This is a genomic window from Rummeliibacillus pycnus (genome assembly GCF_044359855.1).
GTDB classification, from domain to species: Bacteria; Bacillota; Bacilli; order Bacillales_A; family Planococcaceae; genus Rummeliibacillus; species Rummeliibacillus pycnus_A.
In genome coordinates this window covers 1,189,620-1,206,729 of the sequence record NZ_CP132291.1, presented here as the reverse complement: position 1 = coordinate 1,206,729, position 17,110 = coordinate 1,189,620, and the positions used below count along the sequence as shown (strand labels likewise).

Genomic DNA, 17,110 nt, shown 5'->3' with positions numbered 1-17,110 from the left:
CCCTAATTTAGAAAAGTTTCGATAAATTTAACATCTAAGTTTAATCATACAATGAAATCTATTGTGTGAATGCAACATAAACAGCGTCCGTACTATTATAACTTCACCTACTAAAAATAGGTGGAGTTAATTTTTTTCTACAAAATAAAACTTTCAGGAAAAATAGCATACTAAGTAAAACTCATAAATATAATAGTTTCAAAATAGAAAATAAAGAAATGTAGTGAAGTAATTTATGAAAAATACACAAAGGGGGATTTAAAGATGTTCGTATCAGAAAAATTGGCATTATATGCAAAAGAACAACCAAATCATTTGATCACTCAGTTTAATGGTAGAAATACAACCTATGCGAAGTTTTACGAGCAAGCAAAAAGATTAGCTGGTTATTTTCAAATGAAAGGCTATAAACAAGAAGACATAATCGCGGTGTACTTACTTAACTCAGATTATTTTTTAACATGTTACTATGCTTGCCAACTCGGTGGCTTTACAGTAATGCCAGTCAATACGAAATTAACTGCAACAGAGATTGACTATATCTTTAATCATTCGGAAGCAAAGGCACTGATATATGATGTCCGTTTAGAATCTATATTAAATGAATTACCTGAGACTATTAATAATTTTCAAGATTATTTACAGGTAGGTGGTCAAGAAACACTGGAAGCGGTATTGAATGATGAGATGATTTCATATAAAGAAGTTGATGTCGATGCAGATACGACAACAGTTGTTTTTTATACTTCTGGCACGACTGGAAAACCAAAAGGAGTCATGCTTACAGCGGGCAATGTAAGTGCAGCTGCAGAAATTTGGGGACAAGCAATGGATCTTAATACGAAAGATCGTATGCATATAATTGCACCATTATTCCATTGCGCAGCAAGTCATGTGTTTTGTATTCCTGTTATTTACGCAGGAGGAACGATCGTTATCGAGGAGGCATTTTCACCTGAGCAAACGATAAATACGTTGGAAAAAGAGAATATTACTATTTTCTTTGGAGTACCATCTATGTACAATATTTTATTAAATATACCAAAGATGGAAAGTTTGAACTTACCTAATCTCCGTTTGTTTACTTATGGCGCTGCTCCAATGCCATTTGAATTAGTACGTAAAATAAAGGCACTTTATCCGGGAGTAAAGGTCCAAAACTTATATGGTCAAACAGAAAATTCACCAGCTGCTTCTACGCTAAAAGATCATCATGCACTTGAAAAAGTTGGATCTGTAGGGGAGCCGTTACCGTTGACAAAAGTACAAGTAGTAGATGAGTTTGGTCAACCCTTACCAGTTGGTCAGGTCGGAGAAATAGTTGTAAAAGGGCCGCAAGTTATGAAAGGTTATTTGAAAAATGAAGAGGAAACAAGACGAACAATTCAAAATGGCTGGTTATACAGCGGGGACTTAGGAAGATTTGATGAGGACGGATTATTATATATTGTAGACCGTAAAAAAGACATGATTATTCGTGGCGGAGAAAATGTATATCCAGTAGAAGTGGAAGAAGTGTTGTATCAAATTCCTGAATTATTAGAAGGTGCAGTTGTGGGTATTCCTCATGAAATTTATGGAGAAGTGCCGAAAGCTTTCGTCGTATTAAAAGAAGGTAAGCTATTAACTGAAGGAGAAATTATTGCATTTTGTTCTAAGAAATTAGCGAAGTATAAATTACCGGAAGAAATAGAATTGGTGGATACTCTCCCTAGGAATGCTAGCGGGAAAGTATTGAAAAACTCATTACGCAACAGGTAAGTAATTAGCCATTTACTTGTAGGATTAGAATGCAATAAAGCTTTAGAAAAATTATTAACATAAAAAAAGAGAAACAACTTTTGTATGAAACAAACCTTACTTCAATTTGCACGATGAATTAGAAGAATAAATAGAGCATTCACTGTGTGTAAAACACAAGTGAATGCTTTTTTTGATAAATTTTCCGGTTTAATCAATTTCATAATACAAAGTTTATAGAAAGTAATGATATCCAACTTTGGTCATTACAACGCTTTCGACGGGGAGTCCTTGAAAATGCATTCGCATTTCCTTCGTGCGACGAAGCTAGCGAAGCGATGCAGGAGCACATCTTTTAGGAACAAAGCCTAAGAACGCCACGTCCTGTGGCAATGGCTTCGTGACCAACATCGTGTTGGCCCGAGGAGATTGAAGCCAAGCCCCGTGGAAAACGCCGTCTGTAGAGGAAGATACAAATCTGAATATGGGAAAGTTAATGTTTTAAAATGTTCGTATTTAAAAACCGAAAATGGACTTATGAAATTGATTCAATTAGGGTGGAAAAGAAAATTTATTAGAAATTAATTTATTTTAGTATATTATTTCGAATTCAAGAAAGTGGACATTTAAGGTTTTACTAAATCTAACTTAAGAAAATAAACTTTTTCTAAATAACTATTTCAGAATTTTCTGAAAAAATAAATTGTGCGAACCTCAAATTATTGGTAAAATACGCATATACAATAATAGTTACCGTATAACGGTAAAAGGAGGAGCTAAATGGTTAAGTTGCCAACAGTACAATTTACAGAAGAGCAAGAAAAATTCCGCTTAGAAGTACGTTCTTTTTTGCAAAAGGAGCTTGAAAAAGGAACATTTAATACAAAATGTGATTCATGGTTAAGTGGTTGTAATCCATCTTTTTCTAAGTTAATCGGTGAACAAGGTTGGATTGGTTTGACGTGGCCCCAAAAATATGGTGGCCAGGAACGTAGCTCAATTGAACGTTACATCTTAACAGAAGAGTTTCTAGCAATAGGTGCACCGGTTGCTTCACATTGGATCGCTGACCGACAATCGGGACCACTTCTTTTACGCTATGGTACAGAAGAGCAAAGAGAGTTTTTCTTACCAAAAATCACAAATGGTGAATGCTTTTTTGCTATTGGTTTAAGTGAGCCTAATAGTGGTTCAGATCTAGCATCAGTAAGTACAAAAGCTGAAAAAGTAGATGGTGGTTGGATTGTCAATGGTTCGAAAACATGGACAAGTAATGCTCATGATGCTCATTATATGATCACACTTGTAAGAACGGAGCCATTTGATGGAGTCAAAAAGCATAATGGTTTAAGCCAACTCATTATAGATTTACATGCAGAAGGTGTTAGCATTGTACCGATTAAATATTTAACGGGAGAGCATCATTTTAATGAAGTATTTTTCGAAAATGTTTTCGTTCCGGATAACAGAGTTGTTGGAACACTTGGCAACGGATGGAAGCAGGGCCTTGCTGAGTTAGCATTCGAACGTAGTGGTCCTGAACGAATTTTAAGTACTTTCCCACTCCTAGAAGAATTAATCGCTGAATTAAAACGTCAAAATGATATAGAAGGATTAACCCAGGTATCAAAACTGGTTGCACAATTATGGAGTTTAAGAAATTTATCAATCGGTGTTGCAAAAGTACTTGAAGAAGGTGGGGAAGTTGCAATCCCAGCAGCATTAGTGAAAGCGATTGGAACAAAATTTGAGCAAAGTATCCCTGAAATTGCACGTTTATTAGTAGCAACCTATCCACGAAAAGATGCAGATCGTAAACTGGATCGCTTACTCGCAGAATCCATTTTACATTCTCCTGGTTTTACAATTCGGGGGGGGACAACAGAAATACTATATGGAATCATTGCGAAAGGGGTTGTTGCTGGATGAGTGAAATTAAAGATATGTTGATCGATGTAGTAGAGAAAATTTTTAAAGACCATGTACAGAAAGAAACTGTTGACCTCGTTGAGGAAGGAAAATGGGCAGAAAACGTATGGTCTATATTAAATGAAAATGGAATGTTGGGCATTGCTATATCTGAAGATGCAGGTGGTGCAGATGGGGATTTAGAAGATCTACTGAACATTTACCGTCTAGTTGGAAAATATGCTGTTCCAATTCCATTTGTTGAATATACATTTGCCAACTTTTTATTGGAGCTTGTTAAACTTCCTGTAACAGATCGAAAAGTAACGTATACAGTAAATACCAATGAGAAATTAGTTTTCACAGGCGATCAAACGGTAAGAGGTACATTGACGAATGTCCCTTGGGCTCGACATGCTGATGAGCTTGTCGCAATTGCAAAAGGGGAAGAAGGCGAATATCTAGTAAAAGTTGCCCTAGCAGATACGATTTTAGAACAAAATATAAATCTATCTTGCGAACCCAGAGATACAATAATACTTGAAAATGTAAAAGTATTACACAAAAGCGTTGTAGCCCTTACACCAGAACAATTGCAAACTATTATGCATGTTGAAACAGCTACGAAGGTTGCCTTGATGGCAGGTATAATTGAAAAAATTAATGATTTAACGGTACAGTACACGAAAGAACGAGAGCAATTTGGACGTCCAATTCATCGCTTCCAGCTTGTACAACAACATCTAGCATTGTTAGCTGGTGAAACTGTAATTATTAGATCAGCTGTAGATAATATGATTGCAGCGTTAGTAGAAAATCGTCATCAAAATGAAGTAATTCTTACAAGAATTCGTATAGATGAAGCGACTAAAACTGTTTCTACTTCAGCACATCAAGTTCATGGGGCAATCGGTGTTACGCATGAACATAATTTACATCAATATACGCGACGACTATGGTCTTACCGCGATGAAGGTGTTCCTCAATCAGAGTGGAGTGAAATTTTGGCAAAAGAACTACTCCAATCAGATGAAAGTCTTTGGGAGAGTTTAACAATTGCGAAGAAAGTTTACCAAACATATTAAGGGGGATTATAGATGACTGACTTATTATTTGATGTCCAGGATCATATTGCCACAATCACTTTAAACCGTCCTAACAGCATGAATGCTTTTAGTGAGGAAATGATATTAAATTGGATTCACGCATTGGAAACTGTTCGCGATTCGGATGATATCCGGGTTTTAATCGTAAAAGGGAATGGTAAATGCTTCTGTGCAGGTGGCGATATTAAGGCGATGGGGGCTGATAAGGGCTTCTTTGAAAGTTCTGATGATGTAACATCAACAGCACTTGCACGAAAAAATTCTTTATGGAAGAAAATTCAGCGTGTGCCCTTATTACTAGAAGAAATCGATAAGCCAGTGATTGCACAAGTTCATGGTTTTGCCTTTGGAGCAGGATTAGATATGGCTTTAATGTGTGATATTCGAATTGTTGCAGAGACTACTAAATTATCAGAAAGTTACGTTAACGTTGGCATTGTCCCTGGTGATGGTGGTGCCTATTTTCTACCGAAACTTGTTGGAATTGATCAAGCATTAGATATGCTTTGGACTGCACGAGTATTAACTGCTCATGAAGCAAAAGAGAAAGGGCTTGTTACTTTTGTCGTTCCAGATCACGAGCTTGAACAATATACACTTGAATATGCAACGAAATTAGCAAATGGACCAGCAACAGTCATCCAACTCACTAAACGAGCTGTGTACCAAAGTCAATCTATGAGTTTACGTTCGTCCTTAGATTATATTTCATCGAAAATGGGGCTAGTGACAGAATTACCTGATTACAAAGAAGGCGTAAAAGCAGTGGTTGAAAAGAGAAAATCGGTATTCAATAAGTAATTCATAGAGGCGTTATTTTCGTCTACGCTCTATGTTATTAGAATGCGGAAGCAGCTTGTATTGACAATAAGAGAGCTACAGAAAAATCAATGAGAGTAGGTGATAAATGATGAAACAGCCATTAGAAGATGTACGTATTTTAGACTTATCTCGTGTCTATGCAGCACCAGCAGGATCAATGATCTTGGCAGATTTAGGAGCAGAAGTCATTCGTGTGGAGCATCCAAATGGTATGGATAGTACGCGTGATTGGGGACCGTTTACGAATGACCAAAGTACGTACTATCTTTGTGCGAATAGAAACAAAAAGTCAATCATATTAAATTTGAAAGAAGAAAATGATCGTCAAGTTTTTAAAGAGTTACTGTTAGATGCAGATATCATTCTTGAAAATTTCAAAACAGGCGATATGGAAAGAATGGGCTTAGGATATGAGGACTGTAAGAAAATAAATCCGAGAATCATTTATTGCTCGGTTACTGGATTTGGTCATACTGGTCCATTGGCTACTGAACCGGGTTTTGATCCAGTTATTCAGGCAATGAGTGGATTAATGGATGTAACTGGTGCAATAGATGGGGATCCAACAAAAGTAGGCATACCGATTGCTGACATTTTGACATCACATTATGTAGCTATCAGTATTTTAGCTGCATTACGAATGCGTGATATTACAAATGAGGGCCAATGTATTGATTTATCCTTATTAGATGTACAAATTAGCAACTTGGCGAATGTCGCAAGTAGTTATTTAAACGGAGGAACAATTTCGAAAAGGCTTGGAAATAGCCATAATAATGTTGCACCCTATCAAGTATTTCAATGTTCAGATGGTCCTTTAATGGTCTGTGTCGGAAATGATCGTCAATTTGAAAAGTTTTGTAAGATGATTGACAGAGAACAATGGGCTCAAGATGAGCGTTTCAAAACAAATACGAAAAGGAAAGAGAATGAAAGGGAGCTAGTAGAAAAAATAGCAGAAATCCTACTTCAAAAAACGAGAGATGAGTGGATTGAACAATTACAAAACTTTAAAATTCCAGGTGGTCGCGTAAATACAATTGCAGAAGCTTTAGAACAGCCTCAACTCGTTGCACGGGATATGATTGGAGAGATTGAACATCCACAGTATGGGAAAGTGAAATTTATCAAGAATCCTATGCAATTTTCAGGTTTAAACATTGACTATAAATTAGCACCGCCGATTCTTGGTGAACATACCAATCAATTCTTACCTTTAACTTCAGAGAGTAAAAATGGATAATCTTTTATTATTTAACTAATCATCGAATAACTCTGATATAGTAAGAGAAGATAAAAGATAGAGAGCCGGTGGTTGGATGAACAAAGAAAATAATAGCAATAACTACACCATGCAGTCTGTACAGAAGGCTATTAAAGTATTAAATGCTTTTAGTAAAGAAGAGCCACAGCTTTCATTGACTGAACTGCATAAAAAAACAGGTATTGCGATATCCAGTCTACAACGATTCCTTACTACACTAGTATGTGAAGGATTTCTTCATAAGGATGAAAGAACGAAACAATATCAATTGGGATTATCCTTACTTTTTCTAGGAAGACTTGTAGAAGAAGAATCAAGCTTATTAACAGTAGCAAAACCAATATTAAGCAAATTAAATGAATCAACGGGTGAGAGTGTATCTCTAAATGTAATTGATGGAAACGAGCGTAGATGTATATTAAATTTTGAAAGTACATTTACCTTAAGCACAAAAACTTATGTAGGGGATTCATCTCCACTTTATGCTGGTGCTTCTTCAAAAAGTTTGCTTGCTTTTTTACCTATAGAAGAGTTTGAACAATATTTAGAGGAAGTTGATTTAATTGAAATAACGGAAAATACGATTATTTCCAAGGAACAGTTAAGGATGAATTTACTGGAAATTCGCCAACAAGGTTATGCGATCAGCAATAGTGAACGAGTAAAAGGTGCATTTTCTGTTAGTGCCCCTATTCGATTAGCTGATGGTCGACCAGTAGCTTCCATTACTATTGTTATTCCAGTTGTAAGAAACGATGATTATGATAAAACGCAACTAACAGAAAGTGTACTTGCGGCATCGAAAGCAATTGAATCACAACTTTATTAAAAACTGATACTTCTACCGAATACAATTTTCTTATCAGATTAATAAAAGTAATAGCAAAAAGCTCCCCTCTTCCGAAATAGAAGAGGGGAGCTTTGATTTTAATAATTATTTATTTAATGATTCAAAATGGTTTTTAGAATTAGATTGCAATGCGCTGATATCACAACCACTTTTACAATTATTTTTCAATTCACAAGCTCCACATTTACCTTCTTTACTTTTTTGAACATGACGGTAAATTGTCCAACCGGCATATCCAAAAATGATAATACCTATTATAAAACTGGCAATCATTTGTCCCGCTTCCTTTCAGTTAGAATCCTAACAACTTACCGCATTGGTAAATGATCAGTGTAATAATATAGGCTAGTATCAATGCGTAAATAATTGAAAAGTATGTCCACTTTGTCGAACCTGTTTCTTTTTTGATCGTACCAACAGTAGCCAAACAAGGTATATACAACAGTATGAATACAATAAAAGAGAATGCAGAAAGTGGTGTATAAGCCTGTGTTAATAAGGCTTGTAGACTATCCATGTTCGGTGCATGATAAATAATGTTCATACTTGATACAACTACTTCTTTTGCCAAAAATCCAGTTAACAGAGATGCCCCTGCTTGCCAAGTACCAAATCCTAGTGGTGCAAGTATAGGTGCAAATAATCCACCAATTATAGCAAGAAAACTATCATCCATCTCTACGCCTAGTCCATTCGGGCCCGCATAAGATAGTAACCAAATGATTACAGAACCACCGAATATGAAGGTACCAGCTTTACGGATAAATCCTTTTCCTTTATCCCAAGTGCTACGAAGTAATGTCTTTGTTTGTGGGATTCGATAAGGTGGTAATTCTACAACAAATATAGATGTTTCGTTTTTTAGTAATATTTTAGAGAATATTTTAGCCATAAGAAGTGCTAAAACAATTCCTAATACATAGAGGAAAAACACAATCATCGTTTGATATTTAGCAAAAAAAGCTCCTACAAATAATGCGTAAACAGGTAATCTTGCTGAACACGACATTAAAGGAGTTAACAGAATGGTGATTAATCGCTCTTTCGGCTGTTCAATTGTTCTTGCTGCCATAACACCTGGGACATTACAGCCAAAGCCGATAATCATTGGAATAAAAGCCTTACCGTTTAGTCCAACTGATTCCATTAACTTATCCATCACAAGTGCTGCACGTGCCATATACCCGGAATCTTCAAGAAATGAAATGAAGAAAAATAAAATGAAAATTTGCGGTATAAACACGATTACTCCACCGACACCAGCTACAATTCCATCTAATACTAATGACTGAATAAAATTAGAAGTCCCTAAACTTTGAAGTAATGTGGAAATCCACGAAGTTAATGGACCTGATATAAAATAATCTAGTGAATCTGAAAGCGGAGTTCCTAACCAATCAAATGTTAGTTTAAACATAAACAACATACATATTAGAAAGATTGGAATTCCAAAAAGTTTATTTGTAACAATCGCATCTATTCGATCAGATAACGGAACTTGATTTGTACGTTCTTTTTCTAGAGATTGATCTAAAATAGAAGAAATATAATCCTTTCTAACGCTATAGATCCATTGTGATAGACTTTTTATATTGCTAGAATTCTTTACTTGATTTTCTACTTTTTCAAATAGTTCATCCAATTTATCGCTAGAAGTAAGCGTATTTAAATAGCTCCGTACGATTTGATTACCTTCAAAGAATTGCAATGCGAGCCATCGAAGTGGAAGGTTTTGGACTGTTTGTGATGGAATTAGATAAAAAAACTCGTCAATCCCATTTTCCAAAATTTCACCATAATCAAGTTTAAGAGGTTGTTGATCCTTTGTTTCGATAGTTGAAATTTGATCCATCATTATGTTACAGCCCTTACCGGAACGAGCAACTATCGAAATGACAGGTACTTTCAATTCTTTTGAAAGTTTTTCTTCATTTAATGAAATTCCTCTTTGTTTTGCAACGTCTGACATGTTCAAGCCAATCACAATTGGTTTTCCATATTCAAGGAGTTGAATCGTCAAAATTAAATTACGTTCTAATTGGGATGCATCAACTATATTTACAATGCCATTAAAGGATTCAGAAATAAAATAGTTTGAAACAACACTTTCATCTTTTGATAATGGGCTTAAAGTATAAATACCTGGAAGATCAATGAGATGTCCAGTTTTATTTTTTAAGGTGCCAACTTTCTTTTCAACTGTAACTCCGCTCCAGTTGCCAACAAATTCATATGAACCAGTTAGATAATTAAATAGTGAGGTTTTTCCTGTATTTGGGTTTCCGACTAATGCAATATTTATCATGATGGTTTAATCTCGATTAATGTTGCTTCTTTAAAACGAATTCCCAAAATTTGCCCATTATGCTCAAGCATAAAAGGACCATGAAATGGCATACGATTTTTTAGCACTATTTCTTCACCTTCTAAAATTCCAAAATCTAACAATCTTCGTTTTACATATCTATTTAAATTAGACAGATTAATAATTACCGCTTTTTTTCCAAGTTCTAACTCATTAAGTGACATTTGAATTCCTCCAACAGGAAAGGATATTACTTTTCGATTCTTATGATAACATTTCTCAATTAGATAGTCGATACTAGAGGGGAATTTTTTTTAGAAAGCATTATTTTTGTTATGCAACATACATGAATCAATTTCATAAATGTATAGTTAAAATTACGAATATTTTCTAAATAAACAACTCAATAATTCGGATAATATTCCATTTCCAGTATTTGCTTAATATACCGCTCCAGATGGCGCTTTCCGCGGGCGAGCGTTGAGCCTCCTCGGAAGCCCGTACCGGTCTTCACTGCGGGGTCTCACCTGTCTCGCTTTCCCGCAGGAGTCGCCATCTTCCGCTTCATAGACAATATTCTAATAGATATGGTATAGGTACTTATAAGATATATTTAGAAAAAAATAAAAGCCTTGCTGTGTTATTTAGCAAGGCTTTTTATTTACTTTTATACAAGTGGAACTAGGGGACCAAAGATTGATATTTAATTTATTAAATTAACATGCGTGTTGATTATCCTGTTTTATCTATTTAAAAATAGATGATCAACTGATACCCGCTACGGATTGTTCACTTTCCTGTAGGTGTGCGCTGAGCCGCTTCGGGGCAACAGGATGTTGGTCACGGAGTCGTTGCCACAGGACGTGGCGTTCTTAGACTCCGTTCCTTAAACGCTACCGTACAGGGTCTTAGGTGCCACGCATTTCCCGCGGGAGTCGAGCAATCCTCCGCTACAATCAATGAACAATGATAACCTTGAAAGTAAGAATACAGAAGAATATTCTTCCTATTTTATCCTAATCAGCACGCTTGATAAATTAACTGAATCCACTATGATAACATCTAAAATTATTCAAAAGTAATAATTTTTATTTACTTTTTTGAATAAGAAATAACCAATAATGCTTGAAATACACCCCATTATTACTAAGATAGATAAACCATTTTGAAGATTTATAGACGCCTTAAATAGTGTTGTTGAAAGTTCGCTATTTATAATTTTATGAAGATCCATGTAAGTAAAAGGGTTAAAGACTGTCGGGTAAAGCTTCATTGCACCAAAAGAAATGATACTTACTAAACAAACTGAAACGATTGAATTTCTTATTATTGTGGAAAGCATGAAATAAAAAGAATATAAAAAGAGTACTAACATTATTGCTAAAGGAATTAGTTGCTTTAAATAATCCTTTAGTTCAATAAAATGGAATTGAGCTTTTGTATCATCTATAGTGCCGAAAAGATTAGGTTTAATGATTTCATACACTAGAACAGGGGAGTGTGGACTACCAATTCCCCCTGAAAATAAGCTACATATAAGAGGAGTAATCGTTGTGACCAACACAAAGCCCATAGTAAAAGTTATCCCACTTAAGTATTTAGCAAAATATAACTTTCTTTTATAGATTGGGAGGGTAAAATAAAAATTTAGCCCTTTTTTCTTAGAATTTGTGTCAGATGAAATGGTATTCGCAAAAATAAAACATCCGAGTAAAATTACAATCGGTATGAAGTATTGTTGAATCAATAGAAATAATAAGGACAATCCATTTGTAGCGTAACGCTCCGTCGTAGTCTTCCATTCATCTAATACACTACCTGTAAAATGATCATAAATTGACGCTACATAAGGCGTATAAACTGTTTTTTGGATAAAAGGTTCTACATTTTTCTTTTGTAGCCATGTTACTTCTGCAAAAGTAGCTTTTATAGTAAAGTTTGATATTTCCTGATTTTCAATAGAGCGAGGAGATATATTGGGATCTGGAGATAATTGTTCCTCTAAAGAAGTCGCTTCATTTGAATAAATTTCTTGCCAATTACCTTTTATTAAATTTTCTTTCTGTGTTTCATACTTCTTAATGCTTTTCTTTAATCCTTTAATTTGAGTTGACAACATCTTCACATTTTCTACGTCTTTATTTTGTTCAGCCTTATCTTTTTCACTGTTTATATCAAGAATCATTTTTTTATAAGATGAAATGATATAGTTAAGCTTATTAATATTTTGACTTTTAATATTTTCAGATACTGACATACTATAAAAATAAAGACTAATCACAGCTATGATAGATAGCAAGCAAGTTATCCATGTAACTTTCTTTTTTAAAATTTTCTTACATTCGAAGAGAAAGAGTTTCGACATTCATATCCCTCGCTTTCGATTTAGCACAAGTGTAATGAAAATTAGGCAAATCATAATAATCAACAATGGAAGTAGGCTTATCGGATAATAAGAAACTGTGTTAATAACTGCTTGATCGATGTTTTGGTAAACGAAGGGATTCCAAAAGCTTTCCGCACTATTCTTTGTAATGATTACTGCACCACCCAAAACAAATGCAATAATTAAACTTGCAATCACTAGATTTCTAACGGAAAAGCTTACTAATAAAAGAAAGGCTACTACAAAGCTCATAAAACAAATGCTAGAAACAATAGCCCTCATCAAATATTCACCTGAACTTACAAAGTCACCAGAATTTGCGTACAAAGGATAATTAAAGACATCCCCAATATTTTCACCGAATATTGAAGGAATAACATAAGATAAGATGAAAATAACTCCTAACCAAATAATACCAGTAAGTAGTAAGCTTACATACTTTATGCAAATATATTTTAACTTTGAAATGGGGAGAGAATATACTAATTTCATATTTTGTTCTTCAAATTCTTTCGTAATAAAAATACTTAATATGACAAGCAGAATGATAAAAGGAATTGGAGTAAGGAGAAAAGACACTATTTTTTTCATAAAAATAGACGTTTGTATGGAATAATCTAAATCTTCCTTTGGTAATCCTCTAGCTAGTAATTCATTATTATAACGCATGGTTTTTTTCATATCTTCTTGACTCATTAAAAAACTACCATCTACATTTTGAAATTGCATCGCTGAAATATAAACCTTATTTTCTAATTGAAGTTCCTTTTTCCATTTAGCAGCTTCTATTGCTTGGGTCAATTCTTTTAGTTGATCGTATAAAGTTCCTGCTATATCAATTCTTTTTTCTATTTCGGGATTTGGCCCCTTTTCAAGAATTTTTTGATCACCTTGAAATTGGGAGAGAACATGACTAGCATGTTTTGAAAACTGTTCGATTTTCTTTGATGAAATAGCTTCTTGATGGGCAACATTGGAGATGAAAAAAATAGTAATGAGAAGTGCAGTAATTAAAAGAAATAGTGGGAAAACTTTAGAACATACAATTTTCTTAAATTCGAATAATATGAGCTTCATATTCGTCAACCTCACACTTCAAATAATTCTTCATATCTTTTTTCAGAGCCAGCTACTTCTTTATACATGTCCAATATTGTAATCTCAGCTGCTTTTAATTCATCAAGTAAACGTTGAAGTTGATAGTTGCCTAAATTTACTTTAAGACCATTTTCAAATTGTTCTACTGTATAATGTAGTTCTTCTAACATTTTTAACGCATGAAATTTGTCATTGACTTCAAAATAATAATAGGTAATTTCGTAAGATTGCATATTTTCTTCTATTAATTCACCATTCTTTAAAAATAGTATTTGAGATGTAACACGATCAATTTCGGCTAAATTATGAGAAGATAATAAAATAGTTGTTCCACTTTCAGCTAGTTCAAGTAAAATTTTTCGAACTAATATAGCACTTGTAGGATCGAGTCCATTCAGAGGCTCGTCTAATAATAAAAGTTTGGGTTTATTTATAATGGCCATCGCTAGAAGAAGATGCTGTTTCATACCTAGAGAATAATTACCTACTCGTTTTTTTATATAATGTTCCATTCCTACGTATTGCGCGACTTCATGGATTCGTTTTTTATTGATTCCCTGTACATCACAAATGTATTTTAGATGATCATATCCGTTTAAATAATCAAATAACACGGTATTATCCTGCAAAAAGGAAACTTCTTTAAAAACATTTGAATCTGTATTAGATTTACCTACCAATTCAATTTTTCCCGAAGTGGCAGGAAGCAAATTCGAAATCGTATTTAAAAAGGTAGTTTTACCAGATCCATTTGGACCAACTAATGCCCAAATTCCTGGAGAGTCAATGTGTAAATCTATATTCTTTAAAACTAGGTGATTTTTATAGGTCTTAGATAGATTTTTGATTGAAAGAATGGTCAATTATATCCCCACCTTATCTATTAAAATTTATATAATTTATTATTAAACCAAATATTACCTCAATAGTATAATAAAAGTAAATTAAAAAATCAGTAAATTCAAATAATAATACATTAGGTCGGTATTGTTTGATAACAATTTTTCAGTTTTGTGAAGGGGAGAGTTGTTTTACTGTATTACCTATGCTTTACGTTGTGTTTGGATAGACGCTTTAACTGTTCTTTACCTTTCTTCTTAAACATCCATCTTTTGATTGTAAAGAAATAATCGATATACTTTTTTAAGTCTATGTAATGGCTACATTTAAACTTTAGAGCACCTTTCGAAAAAAAGGGAGGTGACATTTAACGTCACCTCCCTTAATGGATGTTGGTTTTAACTTATCTAGTTGTAAGTGAAAAGAGTTAGGTCTGTTTAAGTTTAGAAATTAGAATGCAAGATACTGTTCAATATAAGCCTTTACTTCAGCAATCGGCATACGTTTTTGTTCCATAGAGTCACGATGACGAACTGTTACTTGACCGTCTTCAACTGAATCGAAATCATATGTGATACAGAATGGTGTACCGATTTCGTCTTGGCGACGGTAGCGTTTACCAATTGATTGTGATTCATCATAATCTACTGGGAATGCTTTACGTAATTCAGCCCATACTTCTGTGGCTTGTTCTGCTAATTTCTTAGAAAGTGGTAATACAGCTGCTTTGAATGGTGCAAGTGCAGGGTGGAATCGAAGTACTGTACGTGAATCTCCGCCTTCTAATTCTTCCTCATCATATGCATCACATAAGAATGCTAATGTTACACGGTCAGCGCCAAGTGATGGTTCGATGCAATATGGTACATAGCGTTCGTTTGAAATTGGATCAATGTAAGTGAAGTCTTCACCAGAGTGTTCCATATGTCGTTTTAAGTCGAAATCTGTACGAGATGCAACGCCCCATAATTCGCCCCAGCCAAATGGGAATTTAAATTCAATATCCGTTGTAGCATTTGAGTAGTGAGAAAGTTCTTCATCTTCGTGATCGCGAAGGCGCATAGAATCTTCATTCATGCTTAAGTTTAATAACCATTTTTTACAGAATTCTTTCCAGTATGCATGCCATTCTAGTTCTGTACCTGGTTTGCAGAAGAATTCGAGTTCCATTTGTTCAAATTCACGTGTACGGAAAGTGAAGTTACCTGGAGTAATCTCGTTACGGAATGATTTACCAACTTGTGCGATACCAAAAGGAGTACGTTTACGCATAGAACGTTGAACGTTTTTAAAGTTAACGAAAATACCCTGTGCTGTTTCTGGGCGTAGGAAAATTTCGTTTGTTGATTCTTCTGTAACACCTTGGAATGTTTTGAACATAAGGTTGAATTGACGGATTTCAGTGAAATCTTGTTCGCCACAATCAGGGCAGTGAACGTCATATTGTTTTAAGACTTCGGCCATTTTATCGAAAGGCATACCATCAACGATAATTTCTTCACCTTTAGCTAGTGCTGCGTCTTCGATTAATTTATCTGCACGGTGACGAGCTTTACAGTGTTTACAGTCAATCATCGGGTCGTTAAAGTTACCAACGTGACCAGATGCTACCCAAGTTTTTGGGTTCATTAAGATAGCAGCGTCAAGACCAACATTATATTGTGATTCTTGAACGAATTTTTGCCACCATGCTTTTTTTACATTGTTTTTAAGTTCAACACCAAGTGGACCGTAATCCCAAGTGTTTGCTAAGCCTCCATAAATTTCTGAACCAGGGAAGACGAAGCCACGATGTTTGGCTAAGCTTACGATACTTTCCATTGTTTTTGTCATTAGATTATCCCTCCATTAAATAATAAAGCACCCGTCTCCGGGCACATATTTGTACCCGGGGACGAGTGCTATTGACCCGCGGTTCCACCCCGATTGATTACCAAAGTAATCCTCTTTCAAAAAGTTAGCTCCCGGCTGCCTTTTTCTGATTTCGTGTAGACTTTCACTATCTCTACTCGCTTTATGATGAAATCATACTTATTGACCGTTCATCGCTTATTTGTTTTGTTGACATTGTAACATGCGATTCTTTTCTTCGCAATATATTCGAAAGTAGTATATAATAATTAGGAATGAGTATAACACTTTTTGAGGCGGTGAGTCCAATAGAACTCAACAAACGTCAGGAAGAGATCTTAGAAATTGTTAAGGAAAATGGCCCTATAACTGGGGAACAAATAGCTGAGCGTCTTTCACTGACTAGAGCGACACTTAGACCAGATTTAGCCATTTTAACAATGGCAGGTTTTTTGGATGCTAGACCGCGTGTTGGTTATTTTTACTCTGGTAAAAAGACAAACCAAGCTGTTGTCGATAGCATGACGAATATGAAGGTGAAAGACTTCCAATCGATTCCGGTTGTAGTTTCTGAGAATGTTTCTGTATATGATGCCATTTGTCAAATGTTTTTAGAAGATGTGGGTACATTATTTGTCGTAGATCATAATTCTTATTTGACTGGTGTGCTTTCAAGAAAAGATTTACTTCGCACAAGCATAGGTAGTCAAGATTTAAATCATATTCCCGTACATATTATCATGACGAGGATGCCAAATATAGCATTTTGCTTTAAATCAGACGGTTTAATTCAGGCAGCTCATAAACTTATTGAAAGACAAATAGATGCATTACCTGTCGTAATCGAACATCCAGATGGCTTAGAGGTCATAGGTCGTTTGACAAAAACAAATATTACACGAGCGTTTCTATCGCTTGCTGAAAATCATGATTTGTGAGG

14 protein-coding genes are annotated in these 17,110 nt (G+C 34.8%); 7 read left to right on the top strand and 7 right to left on the bottom strand.

Annotation, left to right across the window (positions count from 1 at the left end):
• Positions 1-264 precede the first annotated feature (264 nt).
• The 6 genes from Q8X41_RS06015 (at position 265) to Q8X41_RS05990 (ending at position 7,669) form a co-directional block, all read left to right on the top strand.
• Positions 265-1,761: a class I adenylate-forming enzyme family protein gene (locus Q8X41_RS06015; RefSeq protein ID WP_397539348.1), complete on the top strand. Its 1,497-nt coding sequence runs from the start codon at positions 265-267 to the stop codon at positions 1,759-1,761.
• A gap of 759 nt (positions 1,762-2,520) precedes the next feature.
• A complete protein-coding gene (locus Q8X41_RS06010) occupies positions 2,521-3,669 on the top strand; it encodes an acyl-CoA dehydrogenase family protein (protein ID WP_397539347.1) in 1,149 nt (382 codons plus the stop codon).
• Positions 3,666-4,733, top strand: a complete 1,068-nt coding sequence (locus tag Q8X41_RS06005; RefSeq protein WP_397539346.1) for an acyl-CoA dehydrogenase family protein — start codon at positions 3,666-3,668, stop codon at positions 4,731-4,733. The genes Q8X41_RS06010 and Q8X41_RS06005 overlap by 4 nt, the downstream gene beginning before the upstream one ends.
• Before the next feature lie 12 nt (positions 4,734-4,745).
• Positions 4,746-5,555, top strand: coding sequence for an enoyl-CoA hydratase/isomerase family protein (locus tag Q8X41_RS06000; protein ID WP_397539345.1), 810 nt, complete (start codon positions 4,746-4,748; stop codon positions 5,553-5,555).
• A 106-nt stretch (positions 5,556-5,661) separates the two neighbouring features.
• Positions 5,662-6,819, top strand: coding sequence for a CaiB/BaiF CoA transferase family protein (locus Q8X41_RS05995; protein ID WP_397539344.1), 1,158 nt, complete (start codon positions 5,662-5,664; stop codon positions 6,817-6,819).
• A 76-nt stretch (positions 6,820-6,895) separates the two neighbouring features.
• Positions 6,896-7,669, top strand: a complete 774-nt coding sequence (locus Q8X41_RS05990; protein ID WP_397539343.1) for an IclR family transcriptional regulator — start codon at positions 6,896-6,898, stop codon at positions 7,667-7,669.
• Positions 7,670-7,774: 105 nt separating this feature from the next.
• Here the strand turns inward: Q8X41_RS05990 and Q8X41_RS05985 are convergent, their stop codons facing one another.
• The 7 genes from Q8X41_RS05985 to Q8X41_RS05955 form a co-directional block, all read right to left on the bottom strand.
• Positions 7,775-7,963 (bottom strand): FeoB-associated Cys-rich membrane protein, encoded by a 189-nt coding sequence (locus Q8X41_RS05985; RefSeq protein ID WP_397539342.1) that lies wholly within the window; start codon positions 7,961-7,963, stop codon positions 7,775-7,777.
• Positions 7,964-7,982: 19 nt separating this feature from the next.
• Positions 7,983-9,995 carry a ferrous iron transport protein B gene (gene feoB, locus Q8X41_RS05980; RefSeq protein WP_397539341.1) on the bottom strand — a complete coding sequence of 671 codons (2,013 nt, stop codon included), beginning with the start codon at positions 9,993-9,995 and terminating at the stop codon, positions 7,983-7,985.
• Positions 9,992-10,219 carry a ferrous iron transport protein A gene (locus Q8X41_RS05975; protein ID WP_397539340.1) on the bottom strand — a complete coding sequence of 76 codons (228 nt, stop codon included), beginning with the start codon at positions 10,217-10,219 and terminating at the stop codon, positions 9,992-9,994. The genes feoB and Q8X41_RS05975 overlap by 4 nt, the downstream gene beginning before the upstream one ends.
• Before the next feature lie 848 nt (positions 10,220-11,067).
• Positions 11,068-12,360, bottom strand: a complete 1,293-nt coding sequence (locus Q8X41_RS05970) for an ABC transporter permease subunit (protein ID WP_397539339.1) — start codon at positions 12,358-12,360, stop codon at positions 11,068-11,070.
• Complete coding sequence (locus tag Q8X41_RS05965) at positions 12,361-13,458, bottom strand: ABC transporter permease (RefSeq protein WP_397539338.1); 1,098 nt, start codon at positions 13,456-13,458, stop codon at positions 12,361-12,363.
• Between the two features lie 11 nt (positions 13,459-13,469).
• A complete protein-coding gene (locus Q8X41_RS05960) occupies positions 13,470-14,342 on the bottom strand; it encodes an ABC transporter ATP-binding protein (protein WP_397539337.1) in 873 nt (290 codons plus the stop codon).
• 427 nt (positions 14,343-14,769) lie between these two features.
• Positions 14,770-16,152: a glycine--tRNA ligase gene (locus tag Q8X41_RS05955; protein ID WP_397539336.1), complete on the bottom strand. Its 1,383-nt coding sequence runs from the start codon at positions 16,150-16,152 to the stop codon at positions 14,770-14,772.
• Between the two features lie 317 nt (positions 16,153-16,469).
• Between Q8X41_RS05955 and Q8X41_RS05950 the strand changes: the two genes are divergently transcribed.
• A complete protein-coding gene (locus Q8X41_RS05950; protein ID WP_397539335.1) occupies positions 16,470-17,108 on the top strand; it encodes a helix-turn-helix transcriptional regulator in 639 nt (212 codons plus the stop codon).
• Positions 17,109-17,110 lie beyond the last annotated feature (2 nt).